The organism is Serratia sp. GW822-FHT06E05 (assembly GCF_058799445.1).
Genome location: NZ_JBXALM010000002.1, coordinates 287,801 through 306,290, shown reverse-complemented (window position 1 = coordinate 306,290; position 18,490 = coordinate 287,801). Strand labels below are relative to the sequence as shown.

At 57.6% G+C, this 18,490-nt stretch carries 23 protein-coding genes; 13 read left to right on the top strand and 10 right to left on the bottom strand.

Going from position 1 to position 18,490, the window contains the following annotated elements; all coding sequences use genetic code 11:
- Positions 1-133: 133 nt before the first annotated feature.
- Positions 134-568 (top strand): translesion error-prone DNA polymerase V autoproteolytic subunit, encoded by a 435-nt coding sequence (gene umuD, locus AC1RKC_RS09040; RefSeq protein WP_041414703.1) that lies wholly within the window; start codon positions 134-136, stop codon positions 566-568.
- Positions 552-1,814 carry a translesion error-prone DNA polymerase V subunit UmuC gene (gene umuC / locus AC1RKC_RS09035; protein WP_046373243.1) on the top strand — a complete coding sequence of 421 codons (1,263 nt, stop codon included), beginning with the start codon at positions 552-554 and terminating at the stop codon, positions 1,812-1,814. Before umuD ends, umuC begins: the two co-directional genes overlap by 17 nt.
- 61 nt (positions 1,815-1,875) lie before the next feature.
- Here umuC and AC1RKC_RS09030 read toward each other — a convergent pair whose 3' ends face one another.
- The 3 genes from AC1RKC_RS09030 to flgA form a co-directional block, all read right to left on the bottom strand.
- Positions 1,876-2,310, bottom strand: coding sequence for a flagella synthesis protein FlgN (locus AC1RKC_RS09030; protein WP_020827525.1), 435 nt, complete (start codon positions 2,308-2,310; stop codon positions 1,876-1,878).
- A gap of 47 nt (positions 2,311-2,357) precedes the next feature.
- A complete protein-coding gene (gene flgM / locus AC1RKC_RS09025) occupies positions 2,358-2,684 on the bottom strand; it encodes a flagellar biosynthesis anti-sigma factor FlgM (protein WP_048760265.1) in 327 nt (108 codons plus the stop codon).
- A gap of 120 nt (positions 2,685-2,804) precedes the next feature.
- A complete protein-coding gene (gene flgA / locus AC1RKC_RS09020) occupies positions 2,805-3,458 on the bottom strand; it encodes a flagellar basal body P-ring formation chaperone FlgA (RefSeq protein ID WP_046373246.1) in 654 nt (217 codons plus the stop codon).
- A gap of 163 nt (positions 3,459-3,621) precedes the next feature.
- Between flgA and flgB the strand changes: the two genes are divergently transcribed.
- The 11 genes from flgB to flgL all read left to right on the top strand — a co-directional run bounded on the left by flgB (position 3,622) and on the right by flgL (position 13,929).
- The gene (gene flgB, locus AC1RKC_RS09015; protein WP_020827522.1) at positions 3,622-4,035 is read left to right on the top strand and encodes a flagellar basal body rod protein FlgB; all 414 of its coding nucleotides are present in this window, start codon (positions 3,622-3,624) and stop codon (positions 4,033-4,035) included.
- Between the two features lie 5 nt (positions 4,036-4,040).
- A complete protein-coding gene (gene flgC, locus AC1RKC_RS09010; protein WP_020827521.1) occupies positions 4,041-4,445 on the top strand; it encodes a flagellar basal body rod protein FlgC in 405 nt (134 codons plus the stop codon).
- Positions 4,446-4,457: 12 nt separating this feature from the next.
- Positions 4,458-5,135, top strand: coding sequence for a flagellar hook assembly protein FlgD (flgD, locus tag AC1RKC_RS09005; RefSeq protein ID WP_020827520.1), 678 nt, complete (start codon positions 4,458-4,460; stop codon positions 5,133-5,135).
- Between the two features lie 186 nt (positions 5,136-5,321).
- Positions 5,322-6,545 (top strand): flagellar hook protein FlgE, encoded by a 1,224-nt coding sequence (gene flgE, locus AC1RKC_RS09000; RefSeq protein ID WP_020827519.1) that lies wholly within the window; start codon positions 5,322-5,324, stop codon positions 6,543-6,545.
- Positions 6,546-6,557: 12 nt separating this feature from the next.
- Entirely contained in the window at positions 6,558-7,313 is a 756-nt protein-coding gene (locus AC1RKC_RS08995; RefSeq protein WP_020827518.1) for a flagellar basal body rod protein FlgF, read from the top strand.
- Between the two features lie 18 nt (positions 7,314-7,331).
- Positions 7,332-8,114 carry a flagellar basal-body rod protein FlgG gene (gene flgG, locus AC1RKC_RS08990; protein WP_020827517.1) on the top strand — a complete coding sequence of 261 codons (783 nt, stop codon included), beginning with the start codon at positions 7,332-7,334 and terminating at the stop codon, positions 8,112-8,114.
- 72 nt (positions 8,115-8,186) lie between these two features.
- A complete protein-coding gene (gene flgH / locus AC1RKC_RS08985; protein WP_020827516.1) occupies positions 8,187-8,885 on the top strand; it encodes a flagellar basal body L-ring protein FlgH in 699 nt (232 codons plus the stop codon).
- 145 nt (positions 8,886-9,030) lie between these two features.
- Positions 9,031-10,131, top strand: a complete 1,101-nt coding sequence (locus AC1RKC_RS08980; RefSeq protein WP_046373247.1) for a flagellar basal body P-ring protein FlgI — start codon at positions 9,031-9,033, stop codon at positions 10,129-10,131.
- Complete coding sequence (gene flgJ / locus AC1RKC_RS08975; protein ID WP_020827514.1) at positions 10,131-11,072, top strand: flagellar assembly peptidoglycan hydrolase FlgJ; 942 nt, start codon at positions 10,131-10,133, stop codon at positions 11,070-11,072. Before AC1RKC_RS08980 ends, flgJ begins: the two co-directional genes overlap by 1 nt.
- A gap of 189 nt (positions 11,073-11,261) precedes the next feature.
- Positions 11,262-12,911 (top strand): flagellar hook-associated protein FlgK, encoded by a 1,650-nt coding sequence (flgK, locus tag AC1RKC_RS08970; RefSeq protein WP_115058585.1) that lies wholly within the window; start codon positions 11,262-11,264, stop codon positions 12,909-12,911.
- 58 nt (positions 12,912-12,969) lie between these two features.
- Positions 12,970-13,929, top strand: a complete 960-nt coding sequence (gene flgL / locus AC1RKC_RS08965) for a flagellar hook-associated protein FlgL (protein ID WP_493092347.1) — start codon at positions 12,970-12,972, stop codon at positions 13,927-13,929.
- Positions 13,930-14,331: 402 nt separating this feature from the next.
- Here flgL and sra read toward each other — a convergent pair whose 3' ends face one another.
- From sra to fliM, 7 genes are all read right to left on the bottom strand, one after another.
- Entirely contained in the window at positions 14,332-14,457 is a 126-nt protein-coding gene (sra, locus tag AC1RKC_RS08960; RefSeq protein ID WP_020827511.1) for a stationary-phase-induced ribosome-associated protein, read from the bottom strand.
- A 353-nt stretch (positions 14,458-14,810) separates the two neighbouring features.
- The gene (fliR, locus tag AC1RKC_RS08955) at positions 14,811-15,593 is read right to left on the bottom strand and encodes a flagellar biosynthetic protein FliR (protein ID WP_020827510.1); all 783 of its coding nucleotides are present in this window, start codon (positions 15,591-15,593) and stop codon (positions 14,811-14,813) included.
- A 2-nt stretch (positions 15,594-15,595) separates the two neighbouring features.
- Positions 15,596-15,865 carry a flagellar biosynthesis protein FliQ gene (gene fliQ, locus AC1RKC_RS08950; RefSeq protein WP_041414697.1) on the bottom strand — a complete coding sequence of 90 codons (270 nt, stop codon included), beginning with the start codon at positions 15,863-15,865 and terminating at the stop codon, positions 15,596-15,598.
- A 35-nt stretch (positions 15,866-15,900) separates the two neighbouring features.
- Complete coding sequence (gene fliP, locus AC1RKC_RS08945) at positions 15,901-16,677, bottom strand: flagellar type III secretion system pore protein FliP (RefSeq protein ID WP_046373249.1); 777 nt, start codon at positions 16,675-16,677, stop codon at positions 15,901-15,903.
- Positions 16,674-17,078, bottom strand: coding sequence for a flagellar biosynthetic protein FliO (gene fliO, locus AC1RKC_RS08940; protein WP_048760257.1), 405 nt, complete (start codon positions 17,076-17,078; stop codon positions 16,674-16,676). The genes fliP and fliO overlap by 4 nt, the downstream gene beginning before the upstream one ends.
- Positions 17,078-17,491, bottom strand: a complete 414-nt coding sequence (gene fliN, locus AC1RKC_RS08935) for a flagellar motor switch protein FliN (protein ID WP_020827506.1) — start codon at positions 17,489-17,491, stop codon at positions 17,078-17,080. Before fliN ends, fliO begins: the two co-directional genes overlap by 1 nt.
- Positions 17,488-18,489 carry a flagellar motor switch protein FliM gene (gene fliM, locus AC1RKC_RS08930; protein ID WP_234530370.1) on the bottom strand — a complete coding sequence of 334 codons (1,002 nt, stop codon included), beginning with the start codon at positions 18,487-18,489 and terminating at the stop codon, positions 17,488-17,490. The genes fliN and fliM overlap by 4 nt, the downstream gene beginning before the upstream one ends.
- Between the last annotated feature and the right edge of the window lies 1 nt (position 18,490).

Sequence of the window (18,490 nt, the reverse complement as noted above, 5' to 3'; positions counted from 1 at the left end):
AGCGACGGGGCAGGTAAGCCAATTTAAATTGCCTGATGCTTCAACTGCTTTCAGGAATTTTATTATACGCCGCTTGATCGTTGCTGCCGATCATGGATACTGTATATAAATACAGTTATTCGGATCCGCCATGATGCAGTTTATTCACCCCAGTCAGCTCACTCCCGGTTTATTACTTCCCCTCTTTATGGAGCGAGTCCCCTGCGGTTTTCCCAGCCCGGCTCAGGACTATGTCGAAGACAGTCTCGACCTGAATAAGCTGGTGGTGAAACACCCCAGTGCGACGTACTTTGTCCGGGTCAGTGGTGATTCGATGATCGGCGCAGGTATCAGCCACGGTGACTTACTGGTGGTTGATCGTTCCTTGACCGCCGTTCATGGCGACATCGTCATAGCGGCAGTGGCCGGCGAATTTACCGTGAAGGAGCTGCAAACCCATCCACGTATTCAGCTGGTGCCTCATAATACGGATTATTCTCCGATCGTTTTCCAGGCCGAAGAAGAGCTGGAAATCTTTGGCGTTGTGACATTTACCTTGAAATCAAACCGACATGTTCGCACTTGTTGACGTCAACAGCTTCTACACGTCCTGCGAGACTGTTTTTCGGCCAGATCTTAAGGGCAAACCGATCGTCGTCGTTTCAAACAATGACGGATGCGTTATTTCACTTTCGGCGGAAGCCAAAGCGCTGGGCATCAAAATGGGGGCGCCTTACTTCAAAATCAAAGAGCAATTACGGCGCCAGCAGGTCAGCGTTTTCAGCTCGAATTATACGCTTTATGCCGATCTCAGCCATCGGGTGATGCTGACGCTAATCGAGATGGCCCCTGTCGTAGAGATATACTCCATCGATGAAGCTTTTATCGATGTGTCTGGCCTGAGTAGTAGCCTTCCGCTGAGCACCTTTGGCCATCAAATGCGCGATCGGGTGTTAAAGAATACCGGGTTAACCGTTGGCGTGGGTATCGCGCAAACCAAGACACTGGCGAAGATCGCCAATTTTGCGGCAAAGAAGTGGCGTCAAACGGGGGGCGTTGTTGAGTTGTCCGATCCTGAGCGTCTGCGAAAACTGCTGGCGTTAGTGCCGGTGGACGAGGTGTGGGGCGTGGGCCGCCGCATCGGCAAGAAGCTCAGCTTTATGGGGATCGAAACGGCGCTACAGCTTGCTGACTGTTCAACCTGGGTGATCCGTAAACACTTTAATGTGGTACTCGAACGTACGGTTCGTGAATTGCGCGGCGAATCCTGTTTGGCCTTGGATGAGTTTGCGCCCACCAAACAGCAGATCATCTGTAGCCGCTCATTTGGTCACCGCATCACGGCTTATCAAGATATGCGCCAGGCCATTTGTACCTATGCGGAACGCGCAGCCGAAAAGCTCAGGGCAGAGAAGCAGTTCTGCTGTGTGATCAGCGTCTTTATGCGAACCAGTCCCCATGCCGAAAATGAAACATTTTACGGCCCTCAGGCCAGCGGGCGCCTGGCGATCCCTTCCAACGATACGCGTGACATTATTCGCGTTGCTGTCAGTGCGCTTGACCGTATCTGGAAAGACGATTTTCGCTATATGAAAGCCGGTGTGATGCTGAGTGATTTCTTTAGCCAGGGGGTGGCGCAGCTTAATTTGTTTGATGAACACCAACCCAGGCCTAACAGCAGTGAGTTAATGCAGACCCTTGATCGGCTTAATCAGTCCGGTCGGGGCACGGTGTGGTTTGCCGGGCAGGGGATCCAAAAAAGCTGGGCGATGAAACGTGAAATGCTGTCCCCCAGCTATACCACAAGGTACTCGGACCTGCCGTTCGTCAAATAGCCCTGGGGTCTTATCATCCACCGGTTGAGCCCGCTCAGGTGTATCAACAATCATTCTTTGATTAAACGCCGATTTTTCGCCCCAGCAAGCTGGCATTGCGCGACTGGCCATCCGGGCCGTAGAGCGATTTGTTTTGCTTGCTCAGGATCGCCAGCGCCTGAGCGTTGTGATCGATCTGTTGATTGAGCAGCATGCCGTTATGCTGGTTTTTTTCCCGCAGCTGCTGGCTGAGCGTTTGTACTCGTTGCCAGCCATCCGCCAGGCGCGGGTGCGCGGAATAGGGGGCCTGTTGCCCCTGTGCGCGCTCCAGGTTCAGCCGCTGCTGCTCCAGGTAGTTTACCGTGGCCAGCAACTGGCTCTTGGCATCGGTAGCGCGTTGCAGCGCCACGCCCGGTAATTGTCCCGAACAGAGCAGATGATGTTCTTCCGTCAGCACCGTACTCAGCGCATTCAGGGTTTCCAACAGCTTATCAATCAGTTGCGCCAGACTTTCCATTACGAATAACCACCTGTCAAAGAATTCCTTGGTGTTTAACCCGAGGGTTAAGCCTCCGGCGTTTGCTGGCCGTTAGCCATCCACAGGGCATCGCTTTGCGCGTCTTTCAGTAGCGCATCGGCAATTTTCCCGGCATCCATTTTCAGTTCGCCGTTGCGGATCGCCTGCTTGATGGCGTCCACCCGATTCATATCAATATCTTGCGTACCCGGCTGCATCAGGCGCGCTTGCGCGTCGCTCAATTTTACCTGGGTGCCGCTGACGGTGCTTTCCGTCTGGGCAGCTTTGCGCGGCTGAAGTGGGCTTTCAGTCGCGGTTTCACGAGGTTGCACCGTTGGAACGGGTTGCAGCCGCTGGGTGCGATCGATACTCATGGTCAATCTCCATCGATGCCGTCGCCGCGAAGGCAATGGCTGATATTTTGTGGCCCTGGCGGCCAATAAAAGTCTGCTTATGATTTTCTTATCGGCAGGTTTTGATAAACCTTTACCTTTTTATAACCCAATACGGATCGTACCGTCATCACTGGCTATACCGCTGACGATTTGTCCGGAAGCCATACGCACGCGGACGTTGTCTTCGGCGGCGGCATTGTTCATGGCTTTGCCCGTACCGCTGATGTTAAATCCACTTCCCTGCGCGGTCACCTGTACCGCCTGACCGGCCTTGATCACCCAGGCGCGACGCAGCATGGCGAAGGTCAGTGGCTGACCGGGACTGATATTGCGCAGGCTGACGGCTCCCAGCGCTTTGCCGGTTTCGCTTAGCGTGCGCGGTGGCAAGGTGTCGAGCCGGCCACTTTTGAACCTGATGTCCGCCGCCGTCAGCTTGCTGCCGGCGCTGATGCCGCGGGCCGACACCAGATACTGGCCGATCACCTGAACCTGGGTCTGGATAAAGCGCCGTTCCTGGCCGCAGCGTGCCGAAACGCTGATATTACCCCAACGCCGCGCATTCTGCGGCAAAGAGAGCTGCGGGAATTCGCACTGTGGCCATTGGGTGGCGGGCGTGCGCACCAGCACTTTAACCTGCACCGGACTGCCGCTGAACTGGCTGCTGATGAAGCGATCGATCTGCGCCGCCAGATCTTCGGCCCGTGCGTTCAGGCTGTACAGCAGGGCTGCCAACAACAGCATTTTCGCTTTCATCTCCGCTTCTTCCTCAAAAAGCCTCAGGGTGCGCGTAAGTGTACCCGGAGTGCGCGCAGGCTAAGCAGATAAATAGCGACGCATTTTGCCCTTATTCCCACGATAGGCTGGCGGAAGGGACGTTTATGCTGTCGGCTCCAAATTCTAACCTCGCGGAGGGAGCATGATCGACAAACTGGACGCTGCTCTGCGCTTTGGTCAAGAGGCGCTGAACCTGCGCGCCCAGCGGCAGGAAATTCTGGCCGCCAACATCGCCAACGCAGACACCCCGGGTTATCAGGCGCGGGATATCGATTTCGCCGGCCAACTGAACAAGGTGCTGGAACAAGGGCGAGCCAGCGGCAGCGGCATTGCGCTGAACATGACGTCATCGCGCCATATTCCGGCGCAGAACATGCAGCCGCCACAGCTCGACTTGCTGTTCCGCGTGCCGGATCAGCCCTCCATGGACGGCAACACGGTTGACATGGATCGCGAACGCACCAACTTCGCCGATAACAGCCTGAAGTATCAGACCGACCTGACGCTGATCAACGGTCAGATCAAAGGGATGATGTCAGTGTTACAACAAGGATAAGGCGCATGTCGCTACTGAATATTTTTGATATCTCCGGCTCGGCGCTGTCTGCCCAGTCGCAACGCATGAACGTCAGCGCCAGCAACATGGCCAATGCCGACAGCGTCACCGGGCCGGACGGCCAACCCTACCGCGCCAAGCAGGTGGTGTTTGAAGTTGCCGCCGCGGCCGGACAACCCACCGGCGGCGTACGCGTAGCGCAGGTGGTTGACGACCCGGCGCCGGAGCGTCTGGTTTACCAACCGGGTAACCCGCTGGCGGACGGCAAGGGCTATGTGCGCATGCCTAACGTGGATGTGGTGGGTGAGATGGTCAACACCATTTCCGCCTCCCGCAGCTATCAGGCCAACGTCGAGGTGCTCAACACCACCAAGTCGATGATGATGAAAACCCTGACGCTGGGTCAATAACCGGAGCTTGCCATGGCGATTGCCGCAACCACCACTGAATCGCTGGATAACAGCGTCATCGGTGCCAACGCAAAAAATAACACCAGCCAGGATCTGAGCAACAGCTTCCTGACGCTGCTGGTGGCGCAGTTGAAGAATCAGGATCCGACCAACCCGATGCAGAACAATGAACTGACCAGCCAATTGGCGCAGATCAATACCGTTCAGGGCATCGAGAAACTCAACACCACGCTGGGGTCGATCTCCGGGCAGATCAACAGCAATCAATCGCTGCAGGCTACCGCTTTGATCGGCCACGGCGTGATGGTCCCGGGCAGCAATATTCTGGCTGGCAGCAAAGACGGCAAGGTCAGCACCACGCCGTTTGGTCTGGAACTGGAGCGTGCGGCCGACTCGGTGACCGCCACCATCACCGACGCCACCGGCAAAGCGGTACGCACCATTGATCTCGGCGGCCTGACCGCCGGCGTGCATTCGTTCAGTTGGGACGGATCGATGACGGACGGCACCACCGCACCGGACGGTGCCTACAGCTTTACGATCAACGCCAAAGCCAACGGCGAACAGCTGGTGGCGCGCAATCTGCATTTTGGCATGGTCAACGGCGTCATCCGCGACGCGAACGGCGCGAAGCTGGATCTGGGCCTGGCGGGCAGCGCCACGCTGGAGGATGTCCGGCAGATCCTTTAACCCAATACCCTTCATCCTTCAGGCTGCAGCGTTGTTGGCTGTGCGCACTCACCCCAGTCACTTACGTGAGTAAGCTCCTGGGGACTCCTGCGCTTGCCGCCCGGCTGCAACATGAAAGCCATTGGGTATATCAAAACACTATCAGGCGTTATCGGACGATAGCCTGACCACTATTCGGAGAATGACATGGCCTTTTCTCAGGCAGTAAGCGGCTTAAACGCGGCAGCAACCAATCTGGACGTGATCGGTAACAACATCGCTAACTCCGCCACTTCCGGTTTTAAATCAGGCAGCGTTTCCTTTGCTGACATGTTCGCCGGTTCACAGGTTGGCCTGGGCGTTAAGGTGGCGGGGATCACCCAGAACTTTAAAGGCGGCACCACCACTGGTACCAGCCGTGCGCTGGACGTGGCGATTTCCGGCAACGGTTTCTTCCGTCTGCAGGATCAGGACGGCGGCATTTTCTACAGCCGTAACGGCCAGTTCAAACTGGATGAAAACCGTAACCTGACCAACATGCAGGGCCTGCAACTGACCGGCTACCCGGCTGCCGGTACGCCGCCGACCATTCAACAGGGCGCGAACCCGGTTCCGCTGAGCATTCCGGAAGGCATGATGAACGCCAAGGCGTCAACCTCCGGCAATATGGTCGCCAACCTTAAATCCACGCATAAGGTTCCGGATAACCACACCTTCGATCCCGCCAAGAAGGATTCTTACAACTACGTCAACACCATCACCACTTATGACTCGTTAGGTAACGCGCACAATATCAACGCCTACTTTGTGAAAACCGACGAGAACAAGTGGCAGGTTTATACCCAGGATGGAACGGCTGCTCCGGTAGATGCCGGTACCATGACGTTCGACACCAGCGGCAATCTGGCCAGCACCACCAGCAAACAAGGCACCGCCGGCGAATTCAGCATGCTGATCCCGATGGAAGCCAAAGATGGCGCGCCGGCACAGAACTTCACCCTGAACTTCGCCAAGAGCATGCAGCAGAGCGTCAGTGCCGACTCCGTCAGCAAAGTGTCGCAGGATGGCTATGGCGCAGGTGAATACACCAACTTCCAGATCAACAACGACGGCACGGTGATGGGCATCTACTCCAACCAGCAGACTCAGGTGCTGGGCCAGATCGTCATGGCCAACTTCTCCAACCCGGAAGGCCTGTCTTCTCAGGGCGATAACGTTTGGCAGGAAACCGGCGCATCCGGCCAGCCACGCGTAGGTCTGGCGGGCAACGGCGGTTTGGGCAAACTGACCAGCGGCGCGCTGGAAGCCTCCAACGTCGATCTGAGCCAGGAACTGGTGAACATGATCGTCGCACAACGTAACTACCAGTCGAACGCCCAAACCATCAAAACGCAGGACTCGATTCTGCAAACGCTGGTTAGCCTGCGCTAATAGGACTGATTTATGGATCACGCGATTTATACCGCGATGGGCGCAGCGCGACAGACGCTGGAGCAGCAGTCTGTCACCGCCAATAATCTGGCCAACGCATCGACACCGGGCTTTCGCGCCCAGCTGTCGGCGCTGCGTGCCGTGCCGGTGGATGGGCCAAGCTTGCCGACGCGAACGCTGGTTACCGCGTCAACGCCGGGCGCGGACATGAGTCAGGGGGCGCTGAATTACACCGCACGCCCGCTGGACGTGGCGCTGCAGCAGGACGGCTTTCTGGCCGTCAGCCTGCCGGACGGCGGCGAAGCCTACACCCGTAACGGTAACATCCAGATCTCCTCCACCGGGCAGTTGACGGTGCAGGGCGTGCCGCTGATGGGCGACGGCGGACCGATTGAGGTACCCCCGTCGGCAGAGATCACCATTGCCGCCGACGGGACCATCTCGGCGCTGAATGCGGGCGATCCGCCGAACAGCATTGCTCAGATCGGCAGGCTGAAACTGGTGAAGGCCGACGCGCGCGAAGTGATGCGTGGCGATGACGGGTTGTTCCGCCTGACGCCGGAAACCCAACGGCAGCGCGGCAATCAGTTGCCGAACGATCCGCTGGTGCAGGTGATGCCGGGCGTGCTGGAAGGCAGCAACGTCAAACCGATGGAAACCATGGTCGACATGATTGCCAACGCCCGCCGTTTTGAAATGCAAATGAAGGTCATCCACAGCGTGGATGAAAATGAACAGCGCGCCAATTCATTGTTATCAATGAGTTAATTAGCAAGGAAATAACCCATGATCCCATCTTTATGGATTGCCAAAACCGGTCTGGATGCGCAGCAGACCAATATGGACGTGATCGCCAATAACCTGGCCAACGTCAGCACTAACGGTTTTAAACGCCAGCGTGCAGTGTTCGAAGATCTGCTGTACCAGACCATGCGTCAGCCGGGGGCGCAGTCCTCCGAGCAGACGACGCTGCCGTCCGGGCTGCAGATCGGTACCGGTGTGCGGCCGGTGGCGACCGAGCGTCTGCACAGCCAGGGCAACCTGTCGCAGACCAACAACAGCAAGGACATCGCCATCAAGGGGCAGGGCTTTTTCCAGGTGATGATGCCGGACGGCACCCTGGCCTATACCCGCGACGGCTCGTTCCAGAGAGATCAGAACGGCCAACTGGTGACCGCCAGCGGCTTCCAGGTGCAACCGGCGATCACCATTCCGGCCAATGCCCTGAGCATCACCGTCGGCCGCGACGGCATCGTCAGCGCCACCCTGCAGGGGCAGACCGCCGCCCAGCAGGTGGGCCAACTGACGCTGACCACCTTTATCAATGACAGCGGCCTGGAAAGCATGGGCGAGAACCTGTACCAGGAAACCGAGAGTTCCGGCGCGCCGAACGAGAGCACGCCTGGGCTAAACGGTGCCGGTCTGCTGTATCAGGGCTATGTGGAAACCTCCAACGTCAACGTGGCGGAAGAGCTGGTCAACATGATCCAGACCCAACGTGCTTACGAAATCAACAGCAAAGCGGTATCGACGTCCGATCAGATGCTGCAAAAGCTGACGCAACTGTAATTGACGGGCGCTGCAGCGCCCGTAACCCTATTTTGTGAAACAAAGGCGATACCCGTGGTAACCACAACTCTGATGGAAAATCCGCCGCAAGGAAAACGCTGGCTGGCGGCAATGGTGATGCTGACGCTGAGCGGCTGCGCTTACATTCCACATAAACCCCTGGTTGACGGGGCTACCACGGCACAGCCGGCGCCGGCGGGCGCGCCCGTGCCGAACGGTTCCATTTTCCAGACGGTGCAGCCGATGAACTACGGTTATCAGCCGCTGTTTGAAGACCGTCGTCCGCGCAACGTCGGCGATACCCTGACGATCGTGCTGCAGGAAAACGTCAGCGCCAGCAAAAGCTCTTCTGCCAACGCTAGCCGCAACGGGGCCAGCAAGTTCGGCGTAGCCACCTCGCCACGCTACCTCGATGGCTTGCTGGGCAATGCGCGTGCCGACATGGATATCTCCGGTGACAGCACCTTCGGCGGCAAGGGCGGGGCCAACGCCAACAACACCTTTAACGGCACCATTACCGTGACGGTCAATCAGGTGCTGGTGAACGGAAACCTGCACGTGGTGGGGGAAAAACAGATCGCCATTAATCAGGGCACCGAATTCATCCGTTTCTCCGGGGTCGTCAACCCGCGCACCATCAGCGGCAGCAACTCGGTTACCTCCACCCAGGTGGCGGATGCGCGCATTGAATATGTCGGCAACGGCTATATCAACGAAGCGCAGACCATGGGGTGGTTACAGCGCTTCTTCTTAAATGTCTCACCGTTTTGAGTACAGGCTATTTTACTTGCCATTTTGAGGTTGGGCAGTGCTCGGGGCAGTCACGTACTGCGTGTACGCTCCATTCCCTGTGCGCCGCCCGCCCCCGAGCTGCCTGCGACAATAACGCCTTGTGGGTAAGGCGAATGAGGTTCCAATGTTAAAGAAATTTCTAATGGCGCTGGTGATTAGTGCGCTGAGCCTGCCGGCCGCGGCGGAGCGCATTCGCGATCTGGTCACGGTGCAGGGCGTACGCGATAACGCGCTGATCGGTTACGGACTGGTGGTGGGGCTGGACGGTTCCGGTGACCAGACCATGCAGACCCCGTTCACCACCCAGAGCCTGAGCAACATGCTGTCGCAGTTGGGTATCACCGTGCCACCGGGCACCAACATGCAGTTGAAAAACGTGGCGGCGGTCATGGTCACCGCCAAGCTGCCGCCGTTTTCGCGCACCGGGCAGAATATCGACGTGGTGGTGTCCTCCATGGGTAACGCCAAGAGCCTGCGTGGCGGTACTTTGCTGATGACGCCGCTGAAAGGGGTAGATAATCAGGTTTACGCGCTGGCGCAGGGCAACGTGCTGGTCGGCGGAGCCGGCGCTTCGGCCGGTGGCAGCAGCGTACAGGTTAACCAACTGGCCGGCGGGCGCATCAGCAACGGCGCCACCATTGAGCGCGAGCTGCCGACCACCTTCGGGGCCGGCGGAGTGATTAACCTGCAGCTCAACGATGAGGACTTTACGCTGGCACAACAGATCAGCGACGCCATCAACCGTCAACGCGGCGGTGGCACGGCTTCACCGTTGGACGCCCGTACCATTCAGGTGCTGGTGCCACAGGGCAACAGTTCGCAGGTGCGCTTCCTGGCGGAGATCCAGAACATTAACGTTAGCGTCGGGGCGATCGACGCCAAGGTGATCATCAACTCACGCACCGGTTCAGTTGTAATGAACCGCGACGTGATCCTGGATTCCTGCGCGGTGGCGCAAGGCAACCTGTCGGTGGTGGTCGATCGGCAAAATACCGTCAGCCAGCCAAATACCCCGTTTGGCGGCGGGCAAACAGTGGTGACGCCGAACACCCAGATTTCGGTGCAACAGCAGGGCGGCTCGCTGCAGAAGGTTAACGCCAGCGCCAATCTGAACAACGTGATCCGCGCGCTTAACGCGTTGGGGGCAACGCCGATCGATCTGATGTCTATCCTGCAGGCGATGCAAAGCGCCGGCTGTCTGCGCGCCAAGCTGGAAATTATCTGATGGCCGGCGATCTGATGGCAATGTCGGGCGCCGCCTATGATGCGCAGGCGCTTAATGGACTGAAACGCGATGCGGCGAGCGATCCGCAGGGCAACCTGAAACAGGTGGCGCAGCAGGTTGAAGGCATGTTCGTGCAGATGATGCTGAAAAGCATGCGTGCCGCGCTGCCGCAGGATGGGATCTTGAGCAGCGATCAGTCTCGGCTCTACACCTCAATGTATGACCAGCAAATTGCCCAGCAGATGTCGCAGAAAGGCCTGGGGTTGGCCGACATGATGGTGAAGCAGATGAGCAACGCCAACGCGGTGCCGAGCGAAACGGCGGGCACGTCGCCGATGGCGCTGGACGATGAGGTGTTGCGAACGCTGCCGAATCAGGCGCTGGAGCAGATGATCCGCCGCGCGGTGCCAAAAGCGCCGAGCGCGGCCCCGCTGTCGCTCAACAACGGCAACTTTGTTGCCCGGCTGTCTACTCCTGCGCGCGTCGTCAGCCAGCAGAGCGGCATTCCGCATCAGCTGATTGTGGCACAGGCCGCACTGGAATCCGGCTGGGGTCAGCGTGAGATCCCGGCCGCCGACGGTTCGCCGAGCTACAACCTGTTTGGCATCAAGGCGGGCGGCAGCTGGGACGGGCCGGTGACCGAGATCACCACCACCGAGTTCGAGCAGGGCGCGGCGAAGAAGATCAAGGCGAAGTTCCGGGTTTACGGATCTTACGTCGAGGCGATGGCCGACTACGTCAAGCTGTTGACCAATAACCCACGCTACGCCGGGGTGGCCAACGCCCGCAGCCCGGAGCAGGCGGCGCAGGCGCTGCAACAGGCCGGTTACGCCACCGATCCGCAATATGCCAGCAAGTTGGTCAGCGTGATACAGCAGATGAAAAACGCCGGCGAGCAGGTGGTGAAGGCGTATACCCACGACCTGAAGGATCTTTTTTAGCCACTGGGCGCAGCATGCAGCGCCCCTACGCAATAGGCCGTATTTAAATGTAGGGGTCCAGCATGCTGGACCCGGATTTTTCCCTCAAGTTTCCCCCGTTTTTGCCGATAACCAAGACAGGCTGAGTGAACGGCTCAGCAGATTAATTGACTCCTGTGGGCCACCGGCGCCGCAGCAAAAGGAACCTCTATGTCCAACAGCTTAATCAATACCGCGATGAGCGGGCTGAATGCGGCTCAGGTGGCGCTCAGCACCGTCAGTAACAACATCTCTAACTACAACGTGGCGGGCTATAACCGACAGACTGCGATCCTGGCGCAGAATGGCGGTATGAGTACCATGAGTGGCTTCATTGGCAACGGGGTCACCGTGACCAGCGTTAACCGCGAGTACAACCAGTTCATCACCAATCAGTTGCGCGGAGCACAGAGCCAGGCCGGGGCACAGAACGCCTACTTCGAGAAAATCTCGCAGATCGATAACCTGCTGGCGAGCAAAACCAATACCTTGTCGACCAATATGCAGGATTTCTTCAGCAACCTGGAGAACCTGGTCAGCAACGCCGGCGATGACGCCGCGCGCCAAACGGTGCTGGGCAAGGCCAATGGGTTGGTCAATCAGTTCAATAACACCGACAAATACCTGCGCGATATGGACAGCGGCGTTAACCAACAGCTCAGCGACAGCGCTAACCAGATCAACAGCTACAGCCAGCAAATCGCCAAACTGAACGATGAAATTACCCGCCTGCGCGGCAGCGGCGGTGAGCCGAATGCCTTGCTCGATCAGCGCGACCAACTGGTGACTGAGTTAAACCAGGTGGTGGGCGTGCAGGTGATGCAGCAAGACGGTGATGCTTATACCGTGTCTTTCGCCAACGGCCTGACGCTGGTGCAGGGGAGCAATGCCTACCAGGTGGAGGCAGTGCCTTCCAGCGGCGATCCTTCTCGCCTGACTATCGGCTATAACCGCGGCAACGGTGTCAGCGAAGTGCCGGAAGGGCAAATTACCAGCGGCAGCGTCAGCGGCGTACTGAAGTTCCGCAGCGAATCGCTGGATAGCGCACGCAACCAGTTGGGGCAATTGGCGCTGGCGATGGCGGACAGCTTTAACCAGCAGCACCGTGCCGGGTTCGATCTCAACGGCGACGCCGGCACCGATTTCTTCAGCTTCGGTGGTGGGCGCGTGGTGGATAACAGCCGCAATGCCGGCGATGCGGCGCTGTCGGTGTCCTACACCGATACCAGCAAGGTGAAGGCCAACGATTACCGGGTGGAGTTCGACGGCAGCAACTGGCAGGTCAGCCGTCTGCCGGACAACGTGAAGGTCAACGCCACGGCGGGCGTCGATGCCACCACCGGCAAACCGACGCTGAGCTTTGACGGCCTGAAGGTCGACATCGACGGCACGGCACAAAAGAACGACAGCTTTACCGTGAAGCCGGTCAGCGACGTGGCGGGCAGCTTGAAAGTCGCGATTACCGACTCGGCGAACATCGCCGCCGCCGGCAAAGACGACAGCGGCCGCGGCGATAACGAAAACGCCAAAAAGCTGCTCGATCTGCAGACCAAAAAATTGGTCGACGGCAAAGCCACCTTCAGCGGCGCTTACGCCAGCATGGTGAGCAGCGTTGGTAACCAGACGGCATCGGCCAAAGTTTCGGCGACTTCTCAGGCCAATATCGTCAAGCAGCTGACCATTCAGCAGCAGTCGATCTCCGGCGTCAACCTGGACGAAGAGTACGGTGAATTGCTGCGTTTTCAGCAATATTACATGGCCAATGCACAGGTCATTCAAACCGCCAGCTCAATGTTTGACGCACTGCTGAATATCCGTTGATTTCCACTTTGACCGGAGCCCTGGCGGTTCCGGTCGCTGATTTTGAGGAACCCGCACCATGCGCATGTCCACCAGCATGATGTACCAACAGAACATGTCCGGTATTACCGGTAACCAGTCGCTGTTTATGAAAGCCGCCGAGCAGCTTTCCACCGGCAAAAAAGTCAGCAATCCGTCCGACGATCCTCTGGCGGCTTCGCAGGCGGTGATGCTGGCTCAATCACAGTCGGAAAACACCCAATATGCCTTGGCGCGGACCTTTGCCCGTCAAAACGTGTCGATGGAAGAGACTGTGCTGTCCGGGGTGACCAGCACTATCTCCGATATGAAAGCGCTGATCGTCAGCGCCGGCGGCACCAAAAGCGACGACGACCGCGATTCGCTGGCGACCCAGCTGCAGGGGCTGAAAGATCAGCTGCTCAACCAGGCCAACAGCACCGACGGCAACGGCCGCTATATGTTTGGCGGTTTTGTGAACGACAAGCCTCCCTTTGAAGACAAGGGCGGATCGGTCAGCTATGTCGGCGGCAACACGCCGGTCGAGCAGAAAGTGGATGCCAACCGCACCATGACCATTGGGCATACCGGCGATAAGGTCTTCATGGCATTGACCAGCAACCCGAAGCCGGAACCGGATGGCAGCGCCTCCGTCACTAACGTGTTTGAAAGCATAGATATCGCGCTGAAGGCGTTGAAAACACCGCAGAAGGATGCGGATGATGCCACCAAGCAGCAGGTGAACGATGCGCTGGCCAAAGCCAACCGCGGCCTGGACAACTCTTATAACAGAGTGCTTAGCGTGCGCGCGGAACTGGGCAGCCAACTGCAGGAAATGGATACGCTGGACAGTATCGGCAAGGACCGCGACATGATCAACAAAACGCAAATGAGCGCGCTGGTTGATGCCGATCTGGCCGAGTCGATTTCCAGCTATTTCATGCAGCAGGCGGCCTTGCAGGCGTCATACAAAACCTTCGGGGATATGCAGGGGATGTCGCTGTTCCAGTTGAATCGCTAATCCCCTTTGCTGTGCGGGGCCGATAGATCCACTCCAGTATGGTTGTTACGGGCGCAGCATACCGCGCCCCTACGCTAGCTGGGGTGGGGCGTCGAAATCCATAGTACAGGGTAATAAATAGCTCTTAGCCTACCGTGCAGTCACGGCGGGCAATCTCTTTGGGTGTGCTTAGAAGACGTTATTGCTGTGTAGCAGCGGTAGGGAATTCTTGAAACCGGGCGCACTTGTTTGGCACGTCACGCTTCCCCCACACAGGTTTGGCGTGACGTGCCTTTTTTTCGGCTACCCGAAATTATGTGCACTTATATCTGCCTGAATTTAACGGCGGGAAGCGTTAGACTATTCAAGGGTGAGTGCAGAGATAAAAACGCAAATTATATTTTTTTGGGGTAACCCCCGTGGTTATTTTTTCTTTTTTACCACAAGCCATTTTTCACCACTGGGTGACAAGGCAATCTGAGAACGGTTGGTGGCCCAGTGTGCCAGGCCTAAGGCCCTGCGTGCTCTTCGGTTGGTTTTAGCTTTCATTTTTATATTCCTTTTGTAGGGTAAGTAATAATTCCGTAGAAAATAAATGTGCCAGCTTCGCCGGGCATGCCGGTGATGTTTTTTAAATTATAACGAGCGTTAAATGGATGCTTTTATTATCACGCCTCTGTTTTTTACAGTGTGTCCCACTCCTTATTTATTGAATTTATTTTTTTGATGTTTTTATTTAATAAGGACATTCTAGGGTGGGTATTTTATTATTCAAGCCAATAAGCGTAATTGAAGGCAAATAGTGATAATTTGCTTTTTCCAATTTTTTATACTGAGAAAGGGAATTTGTTGCCACTTTATCCGGCGTCAGGCGGCCGTTAAACCGCACTGTGAGGGTAACGCTAGGGGGTCATGCTGCCGACGACATCGGCCAGGCGATCGAAGAACTCGCCAAACAGGTGCTCACAAAACGGCGCCAGCATCGGCATCATCATGCCGATGGTCATAATGCCAATGGTCATGGTCACCGGGAAACCGATGACGAACACCGACAGCTGCGGTGTCATGCGGTTAAGCAGGCCGAGCGCCATGTTCAGCGTCAGCAACAGGCAGATCAGCGGCAGTGCCAGCATCATGCCGTTGATGAAAATCAGCGAACCGGCCTGGGTCAAGGCGAGAAAGCCATTGCCGTTAAGCGGCTCGGCCTGGATCGGCAGGGTATGGAAGCTGTCCACCAACAGAGAAATCAGCCACAGATGGCCGTTGAAGCTGAGAAACAGCAGCATCGCCAGCAGGTTGAGCAGCCGTGCCAACACTGGCATGTTCGGCCCGCCGCTGGGATCGAAGAAGGTGGCGAACGACAAACCCATCTGCATGCCGATCACTTCGCCGGCCAGCCGTATCGCTGCGAAGGCGAACTGCATGGTCAGGCCCAGCGCGACACCGATCAGGATTTGCTGGGCCGCCAGCCACAAACCGGCCGCAGAGAAAATAGGCACGGTGCTGGTGGGCAGCCCGGGGGCAATCAGTATCACGATCAGCCCGCCGAGGCCAATTTTCACCTTCTTGCTGATCTGCTTTTCGCTGAATACCGGCGCGGTGCTGATCAGCGCCAAAATACGCAGCAGTGGCCAGAAATATTGGCTGAGCCAGACGCCGAACTGCGCGCTGTCAAATGTGAGCATGGTTAACCAATCAGATTGGGCAGGTTAGTGAACAGCGTGCGCATATAATCCAGCAGCAGGTTCAGCATCCACGGTCCGGCAATCACGATGGTCGCGACCACCGCCAGGATTTTGGGAATGAACGACAGCGTCATTTCGTTGATCTGGGTCGCGGCCTGCAGCAGGCTGACCACCAGGCCGCTGACCAACGCGGCGAGCAACAGCGGCGCGGCCAAGGCCAACGCCACCTTCATCGCCTCGGTACCCAGCGCCATAACCGATTCTGGTGTCATTATGGATCCCTCAGTGGCGGCAGGTATGCCGCGAATTACGAATAGAAACTTTGCGCCAGCGAGCCCAGCAGCAGTTGCCAGCCGTCCACCAGAACAAACAGCATCAGCTTGAAGGGCAACGAGATGGTGGCCGGTGGCACCATCATCATCCCCAGCGCCATCAACACGCTGGCGACCACCAGATCGATAATCAGGAACGGAATAAACACCGTGAAGCCGATTTGGAACGCGGTTTTCAGTTCGCTGGTGACGTAGGCCGGCAGCAGGATGCGCATCGGCACCGCTTCCGGCCCGGCCAGCGGCGGCTGGTTGGCGAGCTTGGCATACAGCGCCAGATCGGTTTCACGCGTTTGGCGCAGCATAAACTCGCGCAGCGGCTGTGAACCTTTATCCAGCGCGATGTCCAGGCTGATTTTGTCCTGGCTGAACGGCAGATAAGCGTCCTGATAAACCTTGTCGAACACCGGCGACATAATGAAAAAGGTCAGGAACAGCGCCAGGCCCAGCATCACCTGGTTAGGTGGGGCCGAGGGGGTGCCGAGGGCATTGCGCAGCAACCCCAGGACGATGATGATGCGCGTGAAGCTGGTCATCATCAGCAGCATGGCCGGCAAGAAACTGAGCGAGGTCAGCAACACCAGGGTTTGCACCGGCAGCGACCAGCTTTGGCCACCGTTGGCTAATGGCTGGCTGATCAGACCGGGAAGTTGTGCGAAGGCGGTGGGGCTGAGCAACAGTAAAGCCGCTGCCAATACGCGCAGAAGTATTTTGCCTCGCCCACAGAAGGCGACACACTGAACGAGGGATTTCATGCCGATTTTTCCGGACGTTTGAGAACTTTTTGCATCAGTTGGCGAAAATCCGCCGGCGTGGTCACTTCGGCGGCGTCGGTGTCCTGCACCGGCGCGGGCAGGCTATGTAGCGGGGTGATTTGCTGGGCGGTGACGCCCAACACCAGCAAGGTGTTATCCACTTCGATCACCACCACGCGTTCGCGCTGTCCAACCTGACAGCTGGCGCGCAGATTGAGCAGTTTGCTGTTGCGTGCCTGCGGGGCAAACCCCAGGCGACGAAACAGCCAGCCGGCCAGTAGGATCAGCAGCAAAATGCCGCCAAGTGCGCTGCTGACCTGCGTCAGCACTGAACCGGCCGGCAGTGCCGGCTCGGTGGATTGCAAGGTGCCCGCGGTGGGCGTGGCGGCGCTTGGGTTCATCAGCGGCTCAGGCGGCGCATGCGCTCGGAAGGGGTGATGATATCGGTAATGCGCACGCCGAATTTGTCGGCCACCACCACCACTTCGCCCTGGGCAATCAGATAACCGTTGATCATAATATCCAGCGGTTCACCCGCCAGCCCGTCCAACGCCACGACAGAGCCCTGCGACAGGCGCAGCAGTTCCTTGATGGTCATCTTGGTGCGGCCCAGTTCAACGGTCAATTTGACCGGGATGTCGAGGATCAGATCGATATCCTGCAGGCTGCCGCTGGTATCCTGCGGCTCCAGCGATTTGAACACCGCATCGCTGGCAGACGTCTTTTCGGTTGCTTGCTGTTCGTTAAACGCATCAGCCCACAGATCGTCCACGGATTCCTTTCCTTCGCCAGACGGTTGCTTAGGATCACTCATTTGGGCTGTTCCTCACTCAGAGCATTCAAAATAGGGTTAATCAAATGTTCAACACGCAGGGCGTACTGCCCGTTTAACGTGCCGTATTGGCTGGTCAAAACCGGCACGCCGTCGACGTGGGCGATGAGGCGATCCGGTTTATCAATCGGTAATACATCGCCCGGCTGCAGCTTCAGGATCTTCGACAGGCGCATCGGGATATCGACGAAGTTGGCAATCAGCTCCAGCTCGGAATGCTGCACCTGCTTCACCAGCGTTTCACGCCAGTGGCTGTCTTCCTGCCGCGAATTCTCCAGCGGTGGGTTGGTCAGCAGTTCGCGCAGCGGTTCGATCATGGCAAACGGAATGCAGATGTTGAACTCACCGCTCAGCGCGCCAATTTCCACCTGGAAAGGGGTGGTGACCACGATGTCGTTTGGCGACGTGGTGATGTTGGTGAACTTCACCTGCATTTCAGCGCGCACGTATTCCACGTCAATCTTGTAAATTGCGCTCCAGGCGTCGCCGTAGGCGTCCAGCGCCAGCCGCAGCATGCGCTTGATCACCCGCTGTTCGGTTGGCGTAAATTCGCGGCCTTCCACTTTGGTGGGAAAGCGACCGTCGCCCCCGAACAGGTTATCGACGGCGATAAACACCAGGCTCGGTGCGAACACGAACAGCGCAGTACCGCGCAGCGGGTTCAGGTGCACCAGGTTCAGGTTGGTGGGCACCGGCAGGTTGCGAGCAAATTCGTGGTACGGCTGGATCTTGATCGGGCCAACGGTAATGTCCGGGCTGCGGCGCAGCAGGTTGAATAACCCCATGCGGAACTGCCGGGCAAAACGTTCGTTGATGATTTCCAGCGCGTGCAGCCGTTCGCGCACCACTCGGCGCTGGGTGGTCGGATCGTACGGCTTGACCTCGCTCTCGTTGAGGGCAATCGCTTCGGGTTCATCACCCGCGCTGTCGCCGTTGAGCAAGGCGTCGATCTCTGCCTGTGAAAGAATGCTGTCGCCCATA

Coding starts and splice junctions, on each gene's coding strand:
- umuD (WP_041414703.1), top strand. CDS start 134: ATGCAGTTTATTCACCCCAGTCAGCTCACTCCCGGTTTATTACTTCCC.
- umuC (WP_046373243.1), top strand. CDS start 552: ATGTTCGCACTTGTTGACGTCAACAGCTTCTACACGTCCTGCGAGACT.
- AC1RKC_RS09030 (WP_020827525.1), bottom strand. CDS start 2,310: ATGGAAAGTCTGGCGCAACTGATTGATAAGCTGTTGGAAACCCTGAAT.
- flgM (WP_048760265.1), bottom strand. CDS start 2,684: ATGAGTATCGATCGCACCCAGCGGCTGCAACCCGTTCCAACGGTGCAA.
- flgA (WP_046373246.1), bottom strand. CDS start 3,458: ATGAAAGCGAAAATGCTGTTGTTGGCAGCCCTGCTGTACAGCCTGAAC.
- flgB (WP_020827522.1), top strand. CDS start 3,622: ATGATCGACAAACTGGACGCTGCTCTGCGCTTTGGTCAAGAGGCGCTG.
- flgC (WP_020827521.1), top strand. CDS start 4,041: ATGTCGCTACTGAATATTTTTGATATCTCCGGCTCGGCGCTGTCTGCC.
- flgD (WP_020827520.1), top strand. CDS start 4,458: ATGGCGATTGCCGCAACCACCACTGAATCGCTGGATAACAGCGTCATC.
- flgE (WP_020827519.1), top strand. CDS start 5,322: ATGGCCTTTTCTCAGGCAGTAAGCGGCTTAAACGCGGCAGCAACCAAT.
- AC1RKC_RS08995 (WP_020827518.1), top strand. CDS start 6,558: ATGGATCACGCGATTTATACCGCGATGGGCGCAGCGCGACAGACGCTG.
- flgG (WP_020827517.1), top strand. CDS start 7,332: ATGATCCCATCTTTATGGATTGCCAAAACCGGTCTGGATGCGCAGCAG.
- flgH (WP_020827516.1), top strand. CDS start 8,187: ATGGAAAATCCGCCGCAAGGAAAACGCTGGCTGGCGGCAATGGTGATG.
- AC1RKC_RS08980 (WP_046373247.1), top strand. CDS start 9,031: ATGTTAAAGAAATTTCTAATGGCGCTGGTGATTAGTGCGCTGAGCCTG.
- flgJ (WP_020827514.1), top strand. CDS start 10,131: ATGGCCGGCGATCTGATGGCAATGTCGGGCGCCGCCTATGATGCGCAG.
- flgK (WP_115058585.1), top strand. CDS start 11,262: ATGTCCAACAGCTTAATCAATACCGCGATGAGCGGGCTGAATGCGGCT.
- flgL (WP_493092347.1), top strand. CDS start 12,970: ATGCGCATGTCCACCAGCATGATGTACCAACAGAACATGTCCGGTATT.
- sra (WP_020827511.1), bottom strand. CDS start 14,457: ATGAAAGCTAAAACCAACCGAAGAGCACGCAGGGCCTTAGGCCTGGCA.
- fliR (WP_020827510.1), bottom strand. CDS start 15,593: ATGCTCACATTTGACAGCGCGCAGTTCGGCGTCTGGCTCAGCCAATAT.
- fliQ (WP_041414697.1), bottom strand. CDS start 15,865: ATGACACCAGAATCGGTTATGGCGCTGGGTACCGAGGCGATGAAGGTG.
- fliP (WP_046373249.1), bottom strand. CDS start 16,677: ATGAAATCCCTCGTTCAGTGTGTCGCCTTCTGTGGGCGAGGCAAAATA.
- fliO (WP_048760257.1), bottom strand. CDS start 17,078: ATGAACCCAAGCGCCGCCACGCCCACCGCGGGCACCTTGCAATCCACC.
- fliN (WP_020827506.1), bottom strand. CDS start 17,491: ATGAGTGATCCTAAGCAACCGTCTGGCGAAGGAAAGGAATCCGTGGAC.
- fliM (WP_234530370.1), bottom strand. CDS start 18,489: ATGGGCGACAGCATTCTTTCACAGGCAGAGATCGACGCCTTGCTCAAC.